Annotated in this window: 18 protein-coding genes; 11 read left to right on the top strand and 7 right to left on the bottom strand. The window is 76.4% G+C overall.

What is annotated here, in order from left to right; all coding sequences use genetic code 11:
• The first annotated feature begins 98 nt into the window (after positions 1-98).
• From HC251_RS02335 to HC251_RS02365, 7 genes are all read left to right on the top strand, one after another.
• Complete coding sequence (locus HC251_RS02335; protein WP_219943715.1) at positions 99-2,735, top strand: PAS domain-containing sensor histidine kinase; 2,637 nt, start codon at positions 99-101, stop codon at positions 2,733-2,735.
• A complete protein-coding gene (locus HC251_RS02340) occupies positions 2,732-4,312 on the top strand; it encodes a hypothetical protein (protein ID WP_219943716.1) in 1,581 nt (526 codons plus the stop codon). Before HC251_RS02335 ends, HC251_RS02340 begins: the two co-directional genes overlap by 4 nt.
• A gap of 111 nt (positions 4,313-4,423) precedes the next feature.
• Complete coding sequence (locus HC251_RS25915; protein ID WP_219943717.1) at positions 4,424-6,823, top strand: DivIVA domain-containing protein; 2,400 nt, start codon at positions 4,424-4,426, stop codon at positions 6,821-6,823.
• A gap of 83 nt (positions 6,824-6,906) precedes the next feature.
• A complete protein-coding gene (locus HC251_RS02350) occupies positions 6,907-10,068 on the top strand; it encodes a UPF0182 family protein (RefSeq protein ID WP_219943718.1) in 3,162 nt (1,053 codons plus the stop codon).
• A gap of 25 nt (positions 10,069-10,093) precedes the next feature.
• Complete coding sequence (locus tag HC251_RS02355; RefSeq protein WP_219943719.1) at positions 10,094-10,873, top strand: enoyl-CoA hydratase/isomerase family protein; 780 nt, start codon at positions 10,094-10,096, stop codon at positions 10,871-10,873.
• A gap of 107 nt (positions 10,874-10,980) precedes the next feature.
• A complete protein-coding gene (locus HC251_RS02360) occupies positions 10,981-11,817 on the top strand; it encodes an SDR family oxidoreductase (RefSeq protein ID WP_219945600.1) in 837 nt (278 codons plus the stop codon).
• On the top strand, positions 11,814-12,482 hold the full coding sequence (locus tag HC251_RS02365) for an adenine nucleotide alpha hydrolase (RefSeq protein ID WP_219943720.1): 669 nt from the start codon (positions 11,814-11,816) through the stop codon (positions 12,480-12,482). The genes HC251_RS02360 and HC251_RS02365 overlap by 4 nt, the downstream gene beginning before the upstream one ends.
• Positions 12,483-12,514: 32 nt before the next feature.
• Here the strand turns inward: HC251_RS02365 and HC251_RS02370 are convergent, their stop codons facing one another.
• A complete protein-coding gene (locus HC251_RS02370) occupies positions 12,515-12,904 on the bottom strand; it encodes a VOC family protein (RefSeq protein WP_255566578.1) in 390 nt (129 codons plus the stop codon).
• A gap of 40 nt (positions 12,905-12,944) precedes the next feature.
• Here HC251_RS02370 and yihA point away from each other — a divergent pair, with 40 nt between their 5' ends.
• Positions 12,945-13,544, top strand: coding sequence for a ribosome biogenesis GTP-binding protein YihA/YsxC (gene yihA / locus HC251_RS02375; protein WP_219943722.1), 600 nt, complete (start codon positions 12,945-12,947; stop codon positions 13,542-13,544).
• Positions 13,545-13,623: 79 nt separating this feature from the next.
• Here yihA and HC251_RS02380 read toward each other — a convergent pair whose 3' ends face one another.
• Positions 13,624-14,070, bottom strand: a complete 447-nt coding sequence (locus HC251_RS02380) for an SRPBCC family protein (RefSeq protein ID WP_219943723.1) — start codon at positions 14,068-14,070, stop codon at positions 13,624-13,626.
• Positions 14,071-14,093: 23 nt separating this feature from the next.
• Between HC251_RS02380 and HC251_RS02385 the strand changes: the two genes are divergently transcribed.
• Positions 14,094-14,720 carry a TetR/AcrR family transcriptional regulator gene (locus HC251_RS02385; protein ID WP_219943724.1) on the top strand — a complete coding sequence of 209 codons (627 nt, stop codon included), beginning with the start codon at positions 14,094-14,096 and terminating at the stop codon, positions 14,718-14,720.
• The gene (locus HC251_RS02390; protein ID WP_219943725.1) at positions 14,717-15,094 is read left to right on the top strand and encodes a VOC family protein; all 378 of its coding nucleotides are present in this window, start codon (positions 14,717-14,719) and stop codon (positions 15,092-15,094) included. The genes HC251_RS02385 and HC251_RS02390 overlap by 4 nt, the downstream gene beginning before the upstream one ends.
• 55 nt (positions 15,095-15,149) lie before the next feature.
• Here the strand turns inward: HC251_RS02390 and HC251_RS02395 are convergent, their stop codons facing one another.
• From HC251_RS02395 to HC251_RS02410, 4 genes are read right to left on the bottom strand one after another with little or no spacing between them, the layout of a single operon-like run.
• Positions 15,150-15,653, bottom strand: coding sequence for a metallophosphoesterase family protein (locus HC251_RS02395; RefSeq protein ID WP_219943726.1), 504 nt, complete (start codon positions 15,651-15,653; stop codon positions 15,150-15,152).
• Positions 15,650-16,600, bottom strand: coding sequence for an alpha/beta hydrolase (locus HC251_RS02400; RefSeq protein WP_219943727.1), 951 nt, complete (start codon positions 16,598-16,600; stop codon positions 15,650-15,652). The genes HC251_RS02395 and HC251_RS02400 overlap by 4 nt, the downstream gene beginning before the upstream one ends.
• A gap of 38 nt (positions 16,601-16,638) precedes the next feature.
• On the bottom strand, positions 16,639-17,178 hold the full coding sequence (locus HC251_RS02405) for a hypothetical protein (protein WP_219943728.1): 540 nt from the start codon (positions 17,176-17,178) through the stop codon (positions 16,639-16,641).
• Positions 17,175-17,684 (bottom strand): RNA polymerase sigma factor, encoded by a 510-nt coding sequence (locus HC251_RS02410; RefSeq protein WP_219943729.1) that lies wholly within the window; start codon positions 17,682-17,684, stop codon positions 17,175-17,177. The genes HC251_RS02405 and HC251_RS02410 overlap by 4 nt, the downstream gene beginning before the upstream one ends.
• Positions 17,685-17,756: 72 nt before the next feature.
• Between HC251_RS02410 and HC251_RS02415 the strand changes: the two genes are divergently transcribed.
• Positions 17,757-18,932: an NAD(P)-binding protein gene (locus tag HC251_RS02415; protein ID WP_219943730.1), complete on the top strand. Its 1,176-nt coding sequence runs from the start codon at positions 17,757-17,759 to the stop codon at positions 18,930-18,932.
• 267 nt (positions 18,933-19,199) lie between these two features.
• Here the strand turns inward: HC251_RS02415 and HC251_RS02420 are convergent, their stop codons facing one another.
• A complete protein-coding gene (locus HC251_RS02420; RefSeq protein WP_219943731.1) occupies positions 19,200-19,895 on the bottom strand; it encodes a nitroreductase family protein in 696 nt (231 codons plus the stop codon).
• Positions 19,896-19,898: the final 3 nt, after the last annotated feature.

Raw genomic sequence — 19,898 nt, forward strand, 5'->3', positions numbered from 1 at the left:
CGACCCAGAAGCGCAGTGCCCTCTCCTCCGAGGCTCTGCCGAGGAGATGTCCGGCGCGACCCGGCCCTCTCCGCGCCCGTCTCGGGCCGGAGGACGCGGTGAGCACCACGGCGACGTTGGTCCAGCTCGCCGCCGAGCTGACCCTGTTCGTCGTCGCCGTCGCCGGGGCGGGGCTGTCGATCCGAGCCGGGCTCCTCGGCCTCGACCGGGCGGCTCGGATGCTGCTCGTCGCCGGCTTCCTGGTCCTGGCCGCGGTGGCCTTCGGGGTGGGGTCGCTCACCATCGACCGCACCGAGGCCCCCGTGGCCCTGGCCGCCGTGCGGTGCGCCGGCAGCAGCATCGTGGCCCTGGGCGCCCTCCGCTGGGCCGGGAGCCGGGTCGGACGGCCGACCCTGCTCGGCGGGCTCGTCGCCCTGGCGGTCGCGGCCGTGGTCGAGGCCCGCGGGATCGACGTCCTGGGCGACGGGGTGGGTGCCGAGCCGCTCGTGCTCGTGGCCGGCGTCGTGATCGGGGCGGCCCTGGTCGTCGCGGGTCGCCACACCATCCCGGGGCGGATCGGGACGAGCGTCGCCGGGGTCCTCCTCGCCGTCGTGCTGCTGGTGTCGTTCTCGGTGTCGGCCGTCATCAGCCGCACCGTCGAGGACGAGGCCCTGCGCCGCTACGGCGATCGGGCCGAGGCCGAGGCCGCGGCCGCCCTGGCCGAGGCCGAGCTGTCGCTCCAGGAGGCGACTCTCGTGGCCGCCGGCCTGACCGGCGGCCGAGGGGCGGACCTGGCCCTGCTGGGCGACCCCGAGTCCCCGGCGGCCGCTCGCGACGCGGCACGGGGCCGCGTCGCGGCCGCGGTGGGCGAGCTGGCCGAGGGACTGGCCATCGAGGCGCCGATCGTGGTGGTGGCCCCCGACGGGGTGCCGGTCGTCGTCGAGCCCGCAGACCTGGCGTCGGCCACGGCCCTCTCCCTGGCCGGCGACCCCGTCGTGCTGGAGGCGCTCGAGGTCGAGGGGCCGCGCCAGGGGGTCTCCGCGGTCGGGGCCGAGGCCTACGCCCTCGCCGCCGTCCCGACCCGGGCGACCGACGGCGACACCGGGCCCGGGGCCGTGGTCGTCGCCCGCCCCCTGGACGATGCCTTCCTGCAGGGCCGCATCGCCTCCGACTCCGAGCCGCTGGGGCTGGCCATCGTCACGCGCGAGGAGGTGGCGGCCACATCGGGGAGCGGCGGTCCGCCCGCCGCCGCCGTGGTGCGCCGGGCCCGTGCCGCCATCGACGTCGGGGTCGGCGACGGGGACTTCGACGACGGCCGGGCCGTCGTCGCCCGGGTGGTCGCCGCCGCCGACGCCCCGCCCCAGCTGGCCCTCGTCCTCTCCGCCCCGTCGGAGCGGGTCGGGCGGACCCGCGAGGACCTCTACCGCTCCCTCTTCCTCGTCGCCATGCTGGCCGGCCTGGTGGGCATCGCCTTGTCGGTCCTCCTCGGCGAGCGCATCGGCGGCGGCATCCGGGCCCTCACCGCCGCCGCCTCCCGGATCCGCGAGGGGGACCTCACCGCCCGGGCCGCGGTCGAGCGCGAGGACGAGCTGGGCGAGCTGTCCTCGACCTTCGACGCCATGGCGGTGTCGCTGCACCACCTCACCGACGACCTCCGGGAGGCGGCCACCGAGGAGGGGCGGCTGCGGGCCCGGCTGGAGTCGGTGTTCTCCGGGGTGACCGAGGCGGTGGTCGCGGCCGACGCCGAGCACCGCGTCACCGACCTCAACCGCGCCGCCGCCGAGCTGCTCGGCCTCGCCGACGCCGACGACGCCGTCGGTCGCCCGCTGGAGCAGGTGGTGGACCTGGTCGGGGGGGACGGCGCGCCGCTGTCCCTCGCGCCGCCGGAGGGGGCTCCGCGGGTGGTGGCCGGGCACCTGCGCCCGGGCGACGACGGGGCCGAGCCCGTGCCGGTGCTGGGCACGGTGGCCTCGCTCGGCGGCGGCGCCGGTGGGGCCCGGTCGGGCGTCGTGGTGGTGCTGCGCGACATCCGGCGGGAGCAGGCCCTGGAGGCGGCCAAGCAGGACTTCCTCGCCACCATCGGGCACGAGCTGCGCACGCCGCTGACGCCGATCAAGGGCTACGCCGGCCTGCTCCGGCGCCGCCCCCCGAGCGCCGACCAGGCCCGGTCGTGGGCCGACGGCATCACCGCCGGCGTCGACCGGCTGGAGCAGATGGTCGACCGCCTCGTGACCTTCGCCGCCGTCACCGCCGGCGCCGGGACCGCGGGCCCGGCCCACGAGGAGGTCGACGTGGCCGTCCTGGTCGACGCCGTGGCCCGGGACTGGCGGGCCCGCCTGGGTGACGAGCGCGAGGTGGTGGTGGACGTCCCCGACGGCCTCCCGCCGATCCGGGCCGACGAGGCCCAGGTGCGCCTGGCCCTGGGCGAGCTGGTCGACAACGCCGCCCGGTTCTCGACCGGCGGGGAGCCGGTTGTGCTGCGGGCCGAGCTGGTCGACGACGCCTCGGCGGTCGCCCTGGTCGTCGCCGATGGCGGCGGCCCGGCCGCCGCCGCCCTCGACGGCCTCGTCGGGGTCTTCCAGCAGGGCGAGGCCGCCGCCACCCGGTCCCGCGACGGCCTGGGCCTGGGCCTGGCCCTCACCGACCGCGTCGCCCGGGCCCACGGCGGGCGGCTCGAGATCGCCACTTCCCCCGCCGGGACGATCGTCTCTATCCTTGTGCCCGTGGTCACCGCGCACGAGAGGGAGCCGTCGTGACCGACGTCGCGCCCGTCGTCGACCTCACGCGCCGTGACGCCGCCCTCGACCTGACCCGTCCCGCCCCGGCTGCGGGCGACACCTCTCTGCCCCCGCCCGCCGGGCGCGGCCGCCTGCGTCGCCTGTGGTTCGTCCCCGCCGGTGTGGCCCTGCTGGGCGCGGCCGCCCTCGTGCCGTCGGTCGGCCGCGGAGGGCCGGGACCGGGCGAGGCCCGCGTCCTGGTCGACGGCGAGGCCGTGCTCACCGAGGCCGACGGCGAGACCACGACCGTCCGGGACGAGCGCGTCGACGTCGGACCCGGCGACCGGATCGAGATCACCGACGGGACGGCCGTGTTCGAGATGGCCGACGAGGTCCGCCTCGAAGGACGGGCCGGCGGCGCCGGCGGCCTCGACGGCACGACCGTCGAGATGGCCGTCACCCCCCGGCTGGTCGCCGGGCGCCTGCTCGTCGACGCCCCCGCCCCGCTCGAGCTGCGCGCCGGCCCCGCCACCGTCACCGTCGCCCCCCGCGGCGCGACCGACGGGGCCGCCCGCCTCGACCGTCGCATCGGCCTGGGCGTGGACACCTACCGGGGAGAGGTCGCGGTCGAGTCCGCCGGCCGTCGGGTGGACGTGCCCCGCTACCGGCGGGCCGAGATCGCCGCCCCCGGCGCCCTGGGCCCCCAGGGGCTGCCGTTGCGCTACGAGGCCGATGACCCGTGGGACCGCCGGTACCTCGGCGACGCCCTCGTCATCGACGCCCAGGTCGCCCCGCTGCTGGCATCGCTGGGACCGGAGGGGCGGGAGGAGTTCCTCGACCCGGCCGCCCTGCGTCGCGCCATGCCCGGGGTCCCTCGCGACAGGACCGTCTCCGAGCGCATCGCCGACGCCGACGACGGCGGCGACGCCCTGGTGCTGGCGGCCATCGCCGGCGCCGTCGAGGACCGCTCGTTCACCGACGCGTGGGACCGGGCCGAGTCCTTCCACGCCGACGGGGCGCCATGGGGCCTCGCCGCCCTGGACCAGGGGGCCCGCTCGGCCCCGGTCCTGGCCGCGCTGCGCGACGCCCTCGACACCGTCGACCTCCAGGCCCCGACCGTCGACGACGGCGACGCGGGCGACGGATCCGACGGCCCGCCCGCGACCACGACCCCCGAACCACCGGGCGGCGGCGACGCGCCGGCCGAGGTGCCCACCGACGGCGGTGCCCCGGCACCCGGCGACGGCGGCACCGGCCCGATCCCCGATCCGGGCGCCGGGGGCACACCGCCCCCGCCCTCGTCGGGGGGGACCGCACCGCCTCCTCCGTCGTCGCCCACACCGAGCCTGCCCACGCCGGACGTCCCCGGCGTCGTCGGTGGCATCAGCGGCGAGGTGGGTGGCGTGGTCGGCGGGGTCACCGACGGGGTCGACGCGATCGTCCCCGGGGCGGGCACCGCGATCGACGACGTCGTGGGCGGCCTGGGCGACGCCGTCGGCGGCCTGGGCGACGCGGTGGGGGGCATCGGGACGACCGTCCCCGGGACGGGGGGCGACATCGTCGAGGGCCTGGGCGACACCGTCGGCGCCCTCGGGCCCGGCCTGGGCGGCGGCTGAGGCACCCGGCGACGACCCCGGGAGCAGGTCAGACGGCGTCGGCCCCGACCGGCGCAGGGAGGGCGGCGATTGCCCCGATCGGCGGGGACGCCGGTCGTAGCATCGGGTCCGATGGCCACCTCCTCCGACCACAGCGCCGCCGGCATCAGCAGCCGCGCCTTCGCCGTCCGCCGCAAGGGCTTCGACCCGGACGAGGTCCAGGCGTACCTCGGCCAGCTGGCCGAGATCGTCGGCCGCCTCACCGCGGAGCGTGACGCGGCCCGCACCGAGATCGCCACCCTCCGCGCCGCGGCCGAGGAGCGGCCCATGGTCGACGAGGACCAGCTCACCGCCGCCCTCGGCGAGGAGACGGCGCGGGTCCTGACCTCGGCCCACAAGGCGGCGGCCGAGATCCGCGAGCGGGCCGAGGAGAGCGTGGCCCGGATGCTCAAGGAGGCCGCCGAGTCGGCCGGCCAGACCCGGCGCGAGGCCGAGACCGAGTCCGCCCGCCTCCGTGACGAGGCCCAGGCCATCCGCTCGGCCGCCGACGAGGCCCGACGTCGGGCCGAGGCCGAGACCGAGGCCGAGGCGGCCCGGCTGCGCGCCGCCGCCGAGGACGACGCCCGCGCCAGCCGCGAGGCGGGCGACGCGGCCCGGGCCGACGCCGAGGCCGCGGCCGCCGCCATCCGGGAGGACGCCCAGGCCGAGGCCCAGCGGGTCCGCGGGGAGGCCGAGGAGGTCCTGGGGGTGCGCACCGCGGCGGCCGAGGAGGCCGCCGCCGCCATCATCGCCGCCGCCGAGACCGAGGCCGAGGGTCTCCGCCAGGTGGCCCGCGACGACGCCGCCGCCATCCGGGCCGCGGCGGCCGACGACCGCGATGCGGCCCAGGCCGAGGGGCGGGAGATGGTGGCCGAGGCCCAGCGGGTCCGGGAGCGGATGCTGGCCGACCTGGCCCGCCGCCGGAAGGCGGCCCGGGTCCAGCTCGAGCAGCTCCAGGCGGCCCGAGACCGCCTGCTCGAGTCCTACGACGGCGTCCAGCGCACCATCGACGAGGCCACCGCCGGGCTCCGACGGGCGCTGCCCGACGCCCGCACCGCGGCCGAGGCGGCCCGGATGCGGGCCGACGCCCAGCCCGAGGCCACCGTCGAGCAGCTCGAGGCCCAGATCGCCGCCGCCCGCGCCGCCGACCTGCCGCTGGTGGCCCCGGCCGCCCCCGGCGAGGGCGAGGGCGACGAGGCGTCCGACGGCGAGCCGAGCGGGCCGCTGCCGGTCATCGACCTGACCGCCGAGGAGGCGGCGGCCGAGGGGGCCCAGGCCGTGGCCGCCGTCGCGCCCGACGAGCCCGGGCCCGTCACCCCCGAGCCCATCGTGGAGCCCGCCACCGCCGTGGACGAGGCCGGCCCCGAGGAGCCGGCCGAGGAGCCCGTCGCCCACGACGCCGGGCCCGAGCCCCAGCCCGACGCCCCGGCGGCCCCCGAGCCCGAGGTCGTCACCGTCCCCGAGCCCGAGCCGCCGAGCGAGCCCGAGCTGGTGCCCGAGCCCGAGGCCACCGCCCCGGCCCCGTCGGGGGAGGAGCTGTGGGGCCAGCCCGAGACCGACGACGACGAGGGCGTCGCCGCCGCGCCGGTCGCGGCCGACGCCGACGCCGGAGCCGAGGAGGGACCGGCCGAGTGGCGGCCCGAGGAGCCGGCCGAGGGCGTCGACGAGCTGTTCGCCAAGCTCCGGGCGTCGCGCCCCGACGAGCCCCCTGCCGAGACCCCGGCCGCCGACCCAGCGGTCACCCCGGAGCCGGCCGCCGACGAGCCGGTCGCGGCCGACGAGCCCGCCGACGAGCCGGCGGTCGAGGCCGGGTCCGACGAGACCGAGGACGAGGCCCTCCTCTCGCTGCTCGAGCGGAGGGACGGCGCCGTCGAGCCCATCGAGGGCCGGGTCGCCCGCCGGCTCAAGCGGGTGCTGGCCGACGAGCAGGGCACCGTGCTCGACGGCGTCCGCCGGGAGAAGGGCCGGGCCGACCTCGACGCCATCCTCCCGTCGGAGGCCCAGGTGGCCGCCTACGCCGCCGCCGTGGCCGACGACCTGGCCGCCGCCGCCGAGGAGGGCGCCGCCTTCGAGGGGGCGTCGCTCCCGCCGTCGACGTCGGTCGCCCCGCTGGCCGACGAGCTGGCCCGGAGCCTGGGGGCCGTGATCCGGCCCCGGGTCGAGCGCTGCTTCGAGGGCGTCGAGGATGCCGACGACGTCTCCGACCGGCTGCGGGCGACCTACCGCGAGTGGAAGACGGAGTGGCTGGTCGAGGCCACCCGCCACGTCGTGCTGGCCGCCTTCGGCCGGGGCCAGGTGGCGGTGCGCCCCGCCGGCGCCCTGGTCCGCTGGGTGCCCGACCCCTCGGCGCCCGCCTGCCCGGACTGCGAGGACGACGCCCTGGCCGGGGCGGTGCCCTCGGGCGAGGCCTTCCCGACCGGCCACACCCACCCGCCGGCGCACCCCGGCTGCCGCTGCCTCGTGGTCGCCGAGCGGGTCGCCACCCCCGCCTGACCCGCCGGATCCCCACCGCCGGCCGCCATCGACGGCCGCCCGACCCCTTCGGGTCGGGGGGCCGTCGGTAGGCTGCCGCCGGTATGCGCCCGCCGTCCGACATGCCCCGCCGTGGGCGGCGCCTGCGGTTCCCGGCGGGCCGGCGCCGGATCCTCCTGGTCGTCTTCCTCGTCGCCCTCTTCGTCCTGGCGACGTCGCTGCGATCGATCGCTCACGTCTACACCGACTACCTCTGGTTCCAGTCGCTCGACCTCACCAGCGTCTGGCGGGGGGTGCTGGGCACCAAAGTCCTCCTCGTCTTGGCCTTCACGCTGGCCTTCTTCGCCCTCATGTGGTCCAACCTGCTCATCGCCGAGCGCCTGAGCGGGCGCACGATCCGCTTCGGCGGGTCGAGCGAGGACGAGCTCGTCCTGCGCTACCGCGAGCTGGTCGGGCGGCGCGCCTCGCTGGTGCGGGGGGCCACGGCCGCCCTGGTGGCGGTGGCGGCGGGGGGCGGCACCGCCAGCCAGTGGGACAGCTGGATCCTGCTGCGGAACCACGTCGAGTTCGGCCAGGACGATGCCATCTTCGGCAAGGACATCGGCTTCTACGTGTTCCAGCTGCCGTTCCTCCGCTTCGCCGTGGGCTGGCTGTTCTCGGCCCTGGTCGTGGTGACCGTCGTGACCCTCGTGGCGCACTACCTGAACGGCGGCATCCGGCTCCAGGCCACCCAGGACCGGGTCTCGGCGTCGGTGAAGGCCCACGTGTCGGTCCTGCTGGCGGCGCTGGCGCTCGTCCGGGCCGGCCAGTACTGGCTCGACCGCTACGAGCTCGTGTACTCGGGCCGCGGGCCGGTGAACGGCGCGTCCTACACCGACGTCAACGTCCAGCTCCGGGCCATCGACCTGCTGGTGATGATCTCGCTGTTCGCCACCGTGCTGTTCCTGGTCAACATCCGCCGGCGGGGCTGGGTCCTGCCGGCGATGGCCGTGGGCATCTGGGCCCTGGTGGCGGTGCTCGCCGGCGAGGCCGTCCCCGCCCTGGTCCAGCGGTTCCGGGTCGACGGGCAGCTCTCCGCCCTCGAGCGGCCCTACGTCGAGAACAACATCGAGGCCACCCGCGACGCCATGGGGCTCGAGGGCATCGAGGAGCGGCCCTTCGAGGCGAGCTTCGACCTCACCGGCGAGCAGCTGGAGGACAACGCCGAGACGGTGCAGAACATCCGGCTCTGGGACCCCAACCAGATCCAGCGCGGCTTCCGCACCCTGCAGGGGCTGCGGGACTACTACGACATCCCCGACGTCGACATCGACCGCTACGCCGTCGACGGCGACGTGCGCCAGGTCATGGTGGCGACGCGCAACATCGACGACGACAGCCTCCCGGCCGGCAGCAGCGGCTGGGAGCAGAGCCGCCTCGTCTACACCTACGGCTACGGCGTGGTGATGGCCCCGGCCAACGCCAAGACCGACATCGGCCAGCCCGACTTCGTCGTCCGCGACATCCCCACGATGTCCCAGGACGGCTTCCCCGACGTGACCCGGCCCGAGATGTACTTCGGCGAGGACCTCTCCGGCTACAAGATCATCGACACCGACCGGGCCGAGCTCGACATCGGCGGGCCCGACGAGCCCGGCGAGGAGGAGTCCGCCGACCCGGCCGGGCCCGGTTACACCGGTCGTGACGGCGTCCCCCTCGACAGCTTCCTGCGGCGGGCCGCCTTCGCCCTGCGCTTCGGGGAGATCGAGCCCCTGACGTCGGGGTCGATCCGGGCCGACAGCCGGGTGCTGATGGGCCGCGACGTGCGCGAGCGGGTGCAGGCCCTCGCCCCCTTCCTCGCCTTCGACGCCGACCCCTACCCGGTGATCGACGACGACGGCCAGATCGTCTACGTCATCGACGCCTACACGACCACCGACCGCTACCCGAACGCCCAGAGGGTGTCCGTCGACGACGACCTCCCGTCGGGCAGCGGGCTGCGGGGCCGCCGGTTCAACTACGCCCGCAACTCGGTGAAGGCGGTCGTCGACGCCTACGACGGCACCGTCACCCTCTACGTGACCGACGACAGCGACCCGCTGGTGCGGGCCTACCAGCAGGCCTTCCCCGACCTGTTCGCCCCCCTCGACGAGGCCGACCCGTCGATCATCGAGCACCTCCGCTACCCCGAGGACCTCTTCCGGGTGCAGACCAACCTCTGGGGCCGCTACCACGTCACCGACCCCGACGCCTTCCTCAACAACCCCGGCCTGCGGTGGACCGTCGCCGACGCCGCCGCCTCCACCGATGCGTCGCAGCCCACGTCGACGTCGTCGACCACCACGCCGGCGACCACGGTCCCGCCCCCCGACGCCGAGGAGGCGCGGGACCGCATCGAGCCGACCTACCAGCTGCTCCAGCTGCCCGGCGAGGAGGCCGAGGAGTTCGTCCTGCTGCGCCCCTTCACCGTGCGCGGGCGGGCCCAGCTGTCGTCGTTCCTGACCGCCGGCCCCGACGGGCGCCTGGTGAGCTACGCCGTCCCGTCGGGGCGCACGCCCAACGGCCCCGCCCTCGCCGCCGCCAGCATGCAGAACGACCAGCGGGTGGGGCAGCTGCGCGTCCAGTTCCGCGACAGCAACCCCACCTTCGGGAACGTGCTCGCCGTCCCCATCGAGCAGTCGATCCTGTACGTGCAGTCGATGTACGTCACGGCCAACAACGACCAGCCCCGGATCCAGGCCGTGATCGTGTCCTACCAGCGCAGCTCGGACTCGACCCAGGTCGCGGTGGCCGACACCCTCCAGGAGGCGCTGGTCGAGATCTTCGGGACGGCGCCGGAGACGCTCGAGGCGCCCCCCGACCCCGACAGCTCGATCGACGACGCCCTCGACGACCCCGACGGCGGCACCGTCGACCCGCCCGAGGACGACCCGGACGAGGCCCCGCCGGACGACGCCGCCGACGCCACCGACGCCGAGCTGATCGAGGCCATCCAGGAGCAGTTCGACCAGGCCGAGCAGGCCCTCGCCGACGGGGAGGGCCTGGCCGCCTACCAGGAGCACATCGACGAGGCCGAGCGCCTCATCGACATCCTCGCCGAGCGGCAGGCCGCGGGCGGGTCGACGACCGCGCCCGAGGAACCGGCCGGCGGCGGTGAGGCCGACGAGGAGGGCGCGGCCACCACCGAGCCCCGGGCCGGGGACCGCCCGGCGACGCCGTCGACGACGGCCCCGCCGCCCTCCACCACGGAGCCGGCGAGCACGACCACCACCCGCCCCTCGGCCTGACCGGCCGCTGCCGGAGAGGACCCAGATGGACCCGCGTGTGCGGCTCGAGGTCGACGGTGCCGTCGCCACCATCACCAACGACGCCCCCGACACCCACAACGCCTTCGACGACGCCATGGACGCCACCCTGTGGGAGATCCTGGCCGAGCTGCGAGAGCGGGCCGACGTCCGGGCGATCGTCTGGCGGGGCGAGGGCCGGTCGTTCTCGTCGGGCCGCGACGTGCGGGCCCTCGGCGGCCACCAGGCCGATGTCTCCCACCACGAGCTCATGCGCCGGGGCCACCGCGGGATCCTCCAGCTCTGGGACATCGACGCCCCGGTGCTGGTCGCCTGCCACGGCTGGGTGATCGGGGCCTCGTTCCAGCGCGCCCTCCTCTGCGACGTCCGGGTCGCGGCGGAGGGGGCCCGGTTCCGCCTGCCCGAGGTGACCCACGGGGTCATCCCCGACACCGGCGGCGTCGGCGTGCTCTACGAGATGTGCGGTCACGGCGTGGTGAGCGACATGGTCCTGACCGGCCGGGTGATGGACGCCGAGGAGGCGCTGCACCACGGCATCGTGAGCCGGGTCGTGCCGGCCGCCGAGCTCGACGCCACCGTCCGGGAGATGGCCGAGCAGATCGCCGGCGCCCCGGCCGTCACCGTGAAGATGGCCCGCGAGGTCCTCCGCCACCTGGCCCAGCCCCAGATCCGGTCCTCGATGGCCGACGAGCTGATCTACCAGACGTTCATCAACCGGAGCGACGACATGGCCGAGCGGCGCGCCGCCCAGGCCGAGGACCGCCCCCCGCACTACACCGGGAGCTGAACTTTGTCCGGAACCGTGCCACGGAGGGGGACTTCCGGACAACGTTGGGGAGGTTGGCGGTGAGCGGCGCGCTCCCCGGGTTGCCCCGACCGCCGGCGGTGGGGGCGATGGCCCTCCCGGCGGGGACCTACGACGGCGACGTCGTCGTGGTGACCGGGGCCGGCACCGGGCTGGGCAAGGCCATCGCCCTCGAGTTCGGACGGCTCGGGGCGGCCGTCGTGGTGGCCAGCCGCCAGGCCGAGCACCGCGACGCCGGGGTCGCCGCCCTGGAGGCCATCGGCGCCGCCGCGCTGGGGGTCGAGCTCGACATCCGCGACGCCGACAGCGTGGCCGCCGCCTTCGACGCCGCCGAGGGCTGGCGGGGTCGGCCCCGGGTCCTCGTCAACAACGCCGCCGCCAACTTCCCGGTGCCGGCCGAGGACATGTCGCCCAACGCCTGGCGCACCGTGGTCGACATCACCCTCACCGGGACCTACCTGTGCGCCCGGGAGCTGGGCCGGCGCCACATCGCCGCCGGCACCCCGGCGTCGATCATCAACGTCGGGGCCTCCTACGCCTGGACCGGCGGCCCCGGCTTCGCCCACTCGGCGGCGGCCAAGGCGGGCGTGAAGAACCTGACCGAGACGCTCGCCGTGGAGTGGGGGCCGTACGGGATCCAGGTGAACGGCCTCGTCCCCGGGCTCTTCCCCCACGAGGACATGACCGCCGACATCCAGGGCAACCTGGGCGCCCTCGACGACAAGGACGGTCGCCAGCCCGCCCTCCGGGTCGGGCAGCGCCAGGAGCTGGGGTGGGCGGCCACGTTCCTGGCCTCGCCCTACGCCCGGTTCATCTCCGGGCACACCCTCGTCGTCGACGGCGCCAACTGGCAGCGTCGCTCGCTCACCAACCCCGAGGTCGTGCCGGTGCGCGAGCAGATGGGCAAGGGACCGTTCGCGCCATGACGCCGCGTCGGGCCTGGGTGGCGTGGAGCAGCGGCAAGGACAGCGCCCTCGCCCTGCACGACGCCCTCGACGATCGGGGGCTGGAGGTCGTCGGGCTGCTGACGACGCTCGACCAGGTCTCGGCGGCGGTGACGATGCACGACGTGCCCCGGGCGCTCGTCGAGGCCCAGGCCGCCGCCCTCGGCCTGCCGCTCCACGTGGTCGAGGTGCCGCAGCCGTGTCCCGACGGGGAGTACCGGCGGCGGATGGACGTCGCCCTCGACGCGGCCCGGGCCGACGGCGTGACCGTGGTGGTGTTCGGCGACCTGCACCTGGCCGACGTCCGGGCCTACCGCGAGGAGGCCATGGCCGGCAGCGGGCTCGACCCCGTCTTCCCCCTCTGGGACGAGCCCGTCGACCAGGTCGCCGGCCGCATCATCGACCTGGGCCTGGCGGCGGTCGTCACCTGCGTCGACACGGATCAGCTCGACGCCCGCTTCGTCGGGCGGACCTACGACCGGGACCTGCTGGCCGACCTGCCCGCCGGCGTCGACCCGTGCGGCGAGAACGGAGAGCTCCACACCTTCGTCACCGACGGGCCCGCCTTCGCCCACCCCGTGCCGGTGGCCGTCGGCCCGCCTCGCACCGGCGACCGCTTCGCCCGCGTCCGCATCACCCCCGCCTGACGTTCACCTGGTGCCAGGCACCACCTGAACGATCACGCCGGTTGGATGAGGTCCCACGGGGTGCCGTAGAGGTTCTCCCACACGGCGACGGTGCCGTAGGGCTCGTGGCGGGGCTCCTCCCGGAAGCGGACGCCGGCCGCCAGCATGCGGGCGTGGTCGCGGGCGAAGTCGTCGGTCTCGAGGAACAGCCAGACCCGGCCGCCGGCCTGGTCGCCGACCCGCGCACGCTGGTCGTCGTCGGACGGCAGGGCGAGGAGCAGGCCGGTGCCGACGTCGCCCCCGGGTGGGCGGACGACGACCCAGCGTCGGCCCCCGTCCTGCTCGGTGTCCTCGACGAGGTCGAAGCCGGCGGCGCCGACGTAGAAGGTGATGGCCTCGTCGAGGTCGTGGACGAGCAGCGAGACGGTGGCGATGCGGGGCACCGGTGCATCGTGGCCCATCGGCGTGCGCGAGGGTGCGGGGGTGAAGGGACCGCTCCAGCTCCGGTTCGTGACCTCCGCCGACCGCCTCGAGGGCCTGCCCCCGACCCGCGCCGAGCTGGCCGTGGTGGGCCGCTCCAACGTGGGCAAGTCGTCGCTGCTCAACGCCCTGGCCAACCAGACCCGCCTGGCCCACACGTCGAAGACGCCGGGCCGCACCCGCCTGCTCAACGCCTTCGTGGTCGACGAGGCCGACCTCGGGCGCGACGCCACCCTCGTCGACTGCCCGGGCTACGGCTTCGCCAAGGCGCCCAAGCAGATGCGGGGCGGGTGGCAGCGGATGATCGAGGGCTACCTCCTGGGCCGCGAGGAGCTGGTCGCCATCCTCGTTCTGGTCGACGGCGAGATCGGGCCGACACCGCTCGACGTCCAGATGGTCGAGTGGCTCCGCCACCACGAGCGCCCCCACGTGGTCATCGCCACCAAGCACGACAAGGTGAAGGCCTCGGTCCGGGACCGGCGCAAGCGGGACCTGGCTGCGGGGCTCGACCTCGAGCCGAGCGACGTGGTGTGGGTCAGCGCGGCCAAGAACGTGAACATCGACCACCTCCGCCGCCTCGTCCGGGAGTGGCTGGCGCCGTAGGACGAGTGCGCCACGGAAGGTGCCTGGCACCTTCCGTGGCGTCAGCCCCGGTGCTTGGCGGCGGGCACCTTCCGTGGCGTCAGCCCCGGTGCTTGGCGGCGAGGCCGTCGACGGTGCGCTGGATGAACGCGCCCAGGGCCCGCTGGTAGAACCAGCCCCGGACGCGGGTGGCGGTGAAGGTCGAGTGCCAGCGGACCTCGGTGCCGCCGGCCACGGGCGTGAGGTCGATGTCGGCCCGGTAGCCCTCGAGCGGCAGGTTGCCGCCGAGCAGGGCGTAGGACAGCCGCTTCTCGGGCACGACCTCCACGACCTCCTCCCGGGCCTCGGACTCGCCGACGACCTGCTTGGTGCGGAACGTGCGGATCTCGCCGAGGGGGGCCGACCCGGGGTCGGTGGCACCGGGCCGCTCGAGCTCGTAGCGGCCGAGCGGGCTCCACGACGGCCAGCTGCTGCCGTCGGCGATGTCGGCCCAGACGGCCGCGGGCGGGGCGGGCACCACGGCCCGTCGGTCGATCTCGTAGGTCATGTACCACATGGTACACTTCGCGGGTGCAGACCGGCGAGGGCCAGCCGAGGGGTTCAGGGAACCGGACCGGCGAGGCGGAGCCGAGGGGGCCGGGGAGCACCGCCCGCCAGAGGTTGTTGGCGGGGGCGGTCGCCCACGTGGCCGCCCACGGCGTCGGCGACCTGACCCTGCGGGGCCTGGCCGCGGCCCTGGGGTCGAGCCACCGCATGCTCATCTACCACTTCGGGTCCCGCGACGGCCTGCTGGTGGCGATCGCCGCCGAGGTCGAGCGCCAGCAGCGCGAGGCCCTGGCCGACCTCGACGTCACCGGGGCCCCGGCCGAGGTCATGCGGGCCATGTGGGACCGGCTGGCCGACCCCGAGCTGTGGCCCTTCGAGCGGCTGTTCTTCGAGCTCTACGCCCGGGCCCTCCAGGGCGACCCCGGGGCCGCTCCGTTCCTCGAGGGGATCGTCGACGACTGGGTGGCGCCGCTCGCCGCCGTGGCCGTCGCCTCCGGGACCGACCCCGAGGTGGCCCGGGCCGAGGCCCGCCTGGGGCTGGCCGTCTACCGGGGCCTCCTGCTGGACCTGCTGGCCACCGGCGACCGGGAGGGGGTCACCGCCGCCGTCGAGCGCTTCATCGCCCTGGGGGTGGGAGCCTGGCGCCCATGAGCGCACCCCTCACCGTCACCGGCATCGACCACCTCGTCCTCCAGGTGCCCGACGTGGCCCCCGTGGTGGCCTGGTACCGCGACGAGCTGGGTCTCGCCGTCGAGCGCGAGGAGGAGTTCGCCCGGGGGGAGGCCATCTTCGTGACCCTCCGGATCGACGCCACCACGATCATCGACGTCCTCCCCGGCGAGCGGACGGGCGAGAACGTCAACCACGTCGCCCTCGTGGTCGACGCCGACGTGGACGCCCTGGCCGCCAGCGGTCGGTTCGTCGTCGAGAGCGGACCGGCCGACCTCTCGGGGGCGCAGGGCCAGGGTCGCGGCATCTACATCCGCGACCCGGCCGGCAACCTGGTCGAGCTGCGCAGCTACTGAAGCCGGGTCGGACCGGACCGACGGGCCGCTCCGGCGCCCTGACGGACGGGCGCGCTCAGGGGGAGGCGAGGGGGCCGACCTCGACGATCCGGGCCGACGGCGGCCGGCCCGGGGCCAGGTCGAGCCAGGCGACGGTGTGGACGGGCTGGCGGCGCCGGTGGGTGGGGGAGCCGGGGTTGACCAGCAGGGGGCCGTCGCCCTCGCGCTCGACGAGCGGGGCGTGGCTGTGGCCGAAGACGACGACGTCGGCCTCGGGGAAGGCCCGGGCCATGCGGCGATGGCGGCCGGCGGTCGGGCCGGAGTCGTGCACCATGGCCACGGCGGCGCCGTCCAGGTCGAGCACCAGCTCGTCGGGGAGCCGGAGCCAGCCCTCGTCGTTGTTGCCCTGCACGGCGTGGACCGGCGTGTGGGCCCGCAGGCCGTCGAGCACGGCACGGTCGAGGACGTCGCCGGCGTGGAGGACGACGTCGGCCTCGGCGGCCAGGTCCCACACCTCGGCGGGCATGCGGTCGAGGGTCGCGGCCGTGAGGTGGGTGTCGGCCAGGACCAGCGCCCTCATGGGTGGAGGGCCCGGCGGAGGGCGGCGATGGCGTCCCCCTCGTGGGCGGCGGCCGAGGCGATCCGGGTGAAGGCGAACGAGGGGTGGACGTGCCCGGCCAGGTGGCGGTGGGTCACCGGCACCCCGGCCGCCTCCAGGGCCTCGGCGTAGGCCCGCCCGTCGTCGCGCAGCGGGTCGGCGCCGCAGGTCGTGATCCACGCCGGCGGGAGCTCGCTGTGGTCCTCGGCCAGGAGGGGCGAGGCGTACGGGTGCCGCCAGTCCTGCTCGGCCAGCACGTAGGCGGCGCGGTACTCGACCATGTCGTCGCGGTGGAGCAGGTAGCCGGGCGGGGTGGACGCCACCGACGGGAGGCTCATGGTCATGTCGGTGGCGGGGACGTCGAGCCACTGGTGGGCGAGGCGGGGCCCGCCGCGGTCGCGGGCCATCATCGCCAGCACGGCGGCCAGGTTCCCCCCGGCCGATTCGCCCGAGACCGAGAGGCGCGTCGGGTCGACGTCGAGCCGGCCGGCCTCGGCCACGACCCACTCGAGGGCCCGGTAGCAGTCCTCGGGGGCGGCGGGGAAGGCGTTCTCGGGGGCCAGGCGGTAGTCGACCGAGACCACCACGCAGTCGGCCCCCGCCGCGATCTGGCGGCAGCGCGGGTCGCGCTCGTCGAGCGTGCCCACGCACCACCCGCCGCCGTGGAGGAAGAGGTGGACCGGCAGCCGGCCCGGGCCGGGCCGGTAGACCCGGACGTGGATGCGGCCGCCGTGGACCTCGACCTGCTCGTCGACCTCGCTCGCCATCGCCGGTCCGTTCGGCATCACCAGCCGGCGGAGCCGACGGCTCGTGCCGGCCGCGTCCTGGCGCCGACGGGGCCAGGGCACGTCCCGGTCCGTGCGCTCGACCCTGTTGGCCAGGGCCACGATGCGCCGGACGGCGGGCTCCAGCTCGATCTCGGTGTCCACGGCGCCATCCTCGCACCGGGCGCCCCCGACCCCGGTGCTCAGGGCCCGATCCCGAGGGCCCGCTCGATCCCGGCCACGTCGGAGGCCACGTGCCTGCGGGTGCGGCGCCGGGTGACCCGCAGCAGCGGGGCGAGGGCCCGGCCCGAGAGGGCGAGCCCCTCCATGTGGGCGTAGCGGGTGCGGCCCGGGTCGGCCGGGTCCGGGGCCGCCGCCATGGCCACGACGTAGAGCCGGGGACGGGACACCATCCAGCACCACCCGTCCTCCAGGTCGACGTCGAAGCCGAGCGGGGCCCCCGCCAGCCGCCACGAGCTGCGGGCCAGGACCCGCAGCCGGGTGCCGTCGCGCCGGAGGATGCGGAGGGCGGCGACGTCGACGTCGAAGGTCGGGACCGACCGCTCGAGGTCGGCGATGAACCCCCACACCCGACCGAACGGGGCGGCGAGCACGCCCTCCTGCACCACGGCGCCGGGCAGGCCGGCGGCCAGGGCGCGCACCCGGGCGCCGGGGTCGAGGGTCGCCGTGGGCCACGGGTCGGCGGCGGCGGCGTCGTCGAGGTCGGACCAGGTCGGGCTCATGCCGTCCACCTCTCGCGGAACGCCGTGCGGGCCCGGTGCAGCCGGGACTTCACCGTCCCCCGGGCCACGCCGAGCACCTCGGCCATCTCGGCCTCGTCGAGGCCGTCGAGGTGGCGGAGCACCAGCACCGCCCGCTGCTCGGGGGCCAGGTCGGCGAGCACGGCCCGGACCTCCACCGCGGTCGTGCCGTCGCTCACCATCGCCCCGGGGTCGACGCCGACGGGGTCGAGCGTGGCCGGGTCGACCGGGATCGACCGCCCGCCCCGCGCCGCCCGGACCGCCTCGCGCACGGCGATGCGCCGGGCCCACCCCCTGAGGGCGGCGGGCTCCCGGAGGGAGCGGAGGTTCCGTGCGATCGCCACCATGGCCTCCTGCAGCGCGTCGTCGCCGGCGTCGAGGGCGATGGCCCCGCAGATGCGTCCCAGGTAGGGCGCCAGGTCGCGCAGCACCGCCTCCAGGGAGGCGGCGTCACCCCGTTGGGCTCGCCGGACGGTGGTCTCGTCCACCCTCCCAAGAGGCGCGGAACCGCTCGGAGGTTCCGCGCCTCTCGTGGGTGACGACATCCCCAGGAGGATCCCATGACCGGACGCACCGAGATCACCGTGGTGGGCGGAGGGCTGGCCGGCCTGATCGCCGCCGTCGAGGCGGCCGAGGCGGGTGCGCCCGTCCGGCTGCTGGAGGCCCGGCGGCGGCTGGGCGGCCGGGCCACCTCGACGCCCGGCCCGTTCGTGGCCAACCTCGGCCCCCACGCCTTGTACGCCGGCACCGAGCTGTGGGACTGGCTGCGGCGCCGGGACCTGCAGGGCCGGGCCGTGACGCCCCGCAGCCCCCACATGGTGCTGCGGTGGGAGGGGCGCATCCGCCGCCTGCCACCCCGGGCGCTGGCGCCGGTCCTGCGCCTGCGGCGCACCGCCGCTCCGGTCGACGTCGACCTGCGCACCTGGCTCACCGACCGGTCCGGGCCGGACACGGCGGCCGCCGTCGCCGGGCTGGCCGGGGCCCTCACCTTCGACCACGACCCGGGTCGGCTCTCGGCCGCCTTCGTGGTCGAGCGGCTCCAGCGCATCTTCCTCCGCCCGACCGTCGCCGCCCGCTACGTCGACGGCGGCTGGTCGGCCCTCGTCGGCCGGCTGGGCGCCCACGCCCGGACCCTGGGGGTGCGGATCGAGCTCGACGCCGGGGTCGATGCCGCCGGCCTGGACGAGCTGCGGGCCGCGGGCCCGGTGATCCTGGCCGTGGAGCCGGGCGCGGCCCGCCGCCTGCTGGGCGACGACGTGGGCGGCGACGGGCGCCGGGTGGCGCTGCTCGACGTCGGGCTGGCCCGGGCCCGGGATCCGTACGTGGTGATCGACCTCGATGAGGCGATCTTCTCCACCCGGCCCAGCGCCGTGCTGCCGGGCCTGGCCCCCGACGGCGCCGACGTCGTGCAGCTCAGCGGGGGCATGGCGCCCGACGAGACGCTCGACGACGCCGAGGCCCGGCTGGAGGCGGTGCTCGACGCCGCCTCCCCCGGGTGGCGGGGCCGGGTGGAGTGGCGGCGGCAGGCGGCGGTGCGGGAGGCGACCGGCGCCGTCGACCTGCCCGGCGCGACGTGGCGGGACCGCCCCGCCATCGATCGGGGCGACGGCCTCTGGCTGGCCGGCGACTGGGTGGCCGCCCCCGGCCACCTGGCCGAGGTCGGCTGCACCAGCGCCGTCACGGCCGCGGGCGCCGCCGTCGCCGCCCGGGGCGCAGCCGTCGTCGCGTCGTTCTGAGCCAGGTTCGTGCCACCCGTGGCCGGTTCCTGGCTCAGAACGGTCGCGGGCCGGGTCAGCGTGGTTCTGAGCCAGGTTCGTGCCACCCGTGGCCGGCTCCTGGCTCAGAAGGGTCCCGGGGCTGGTCAGCGTGGTTCTGAGCCAGGGTTGTGCCATCCGTGGCCGGCTCCTGGCTCAGAACGATCGCGGGCCGGGTCAGCGTGGTTCTGAGCCAGGTTCGTGCCACCCGTGGCCGGCTCCTGGCTCAGAAGGGTCCCGGGGTCGACGTCACGACGGGGGCGCCGGCCTCGGCGGGCCGGCCGAGGTGAACCGGGTCCCGGATGGGTCGGTGACCCACGGTGCCGACTCGCCCCACGTGTCGTCGAAGACGAGCGCCTGCACCGGTCGTCGGCGCACGGGACCGTGGCGCCCGGCCGGTCGGCCCAGGCAGATGGTGGCGGCGATGGCGATGTCGTCGGGCAGGCCCACGACGGCCCGCAGGTCGGCCTCGACGAGGGTGTGCCACATGGTCATCACCCCGCCGTAGCCCAGCGCCCGGGCGGCGAGGAGCAGGTTCTGGCACGCCGGGTAGACCGACGCCCCCTCGGTCGGGTCCACGGCCCGGTGGCGGCCGTAGCAGGCCAGCACGACCACGGGGACCTCCTCGAGGTGGTCGACGAAGTGCCGCATGGTCGCCGCCATCCGGGCCTTGGGGCTGTCGGCCACCGCCCCCGACCCGGCGGTGTAGCCGTCGGCCGCCTCCTTGGTGTCCCACGCCGCCCGGAACCCCTCGCCCAGCACGGCCTTGGCCCGGCGGGCGGCGGGGCCGTCGCGCAGCACCAGGAACCGGAAGGGCTGGCGGTTCGACCCGCTGGGCGCGCGGGTGGCGTGCCACAGGATCGTTCCCAGGTCGTCGTCGGGGATGGGGTCGGGCCGGTAGCGCCGGATCGCCCGGGTGGTCGCCATGCCCTCGAGGAGGTCCATGGC

This window comes from Iamia sp. SCSIO 61187 (genome assembly GCF_019443745.1).
In the GTDB taxonomy this organism is placed as follows: domain Bacteria; phylum Actinomycetota; class Acidimicrobiia; order Acidimicrobiales; family Iamiaceae; genus Iamia.

What these genes read in the sequence shown, in the direction of transcription:
- HC251_RS25915 (WP_219943717.1), top strand. Translation starts at nt 4,424, where the DNA reads ATGGCCACCTCCTCCGACCACAGCGCCGCCGGCATCAGCAGCCGCGCC.
- HC251_RS02350 (WP_219943718.1), top strand. Translation starts at nt 6,907, where the DNA reads ATGCGCCCGCCGTCCGACATGCCCCGCCGTGGGCGGCGCCTGCGGTTC.
- HC251_RS02355 (WP_219943719.1), top strand. Translation starts at nt 10,094, where the DNA reads ATGGACCCGCGTGTGCGGCTCGAGGTCGACGGTGCCGTCGCCACCATC.
- HC251_RS02360 (WP_219945600.1), top strand. Translation starts at nt 10,981, where the DNA reads ATGGCCCTCCCGGCGGGGACCTACGACGGCGACGTCGTCGTGGTGACC.
- HC251_RS02365 (WP_219943720.1), top strand. Translation starts at nt 11,814, where the DNA reads ATGACGCCGCGTCGGGCCTGGGTGGCGTGGAGCAGCGGCAAGGACAGC.
- HC251_RS02380 (WP_219943723.1), bottom strand. Translation starts at nt 14,070, where the DNA reads ATGACCTACGAGATCGACCGACGGGCCGTGGTGCCCGCCCCGCCCGCG.
- HC251_RS02390 (WP_219943725.1), top strand. Translation starts at nt 14,717, where the DNA reads ATGAGCGCACCCCTCACCGTCACCGGCATCGACCACCTCGTCCTCCAG.
- HC251_RS02395 (WP_219943726.1), bottom strand. Translation starts at nt 15,653, where the DNA reads ATGAGGGCGCTGGTCCTGGCCGACACCCACCTCACGGCCGCGACCCTC.
- HC251_RS02405 (WP_219943728.1), bottom strand. Translation starts at nt 17,178, where the DNA reads ATGAGCCCGACCTGGTCCGACCTCGACGACGCCGCCGCCGCCGACCCG.
- HC251_RS02415 (WP_219943730.1), top strand. Translation starts at nt 17,757, where the DNA reads ATGACCGGACGCACCGAGATCACCGTGGTGGGCGGAGGGCTGGCCGGC.
- HC251_RS02420 (WP_219943731.1), bottom strand. Translation starts at nt 19,895, where the DNA reads ATGGACCTCCTCGAGGGCATGGCGACCACCCGGGCGATCCGGCGCTAC.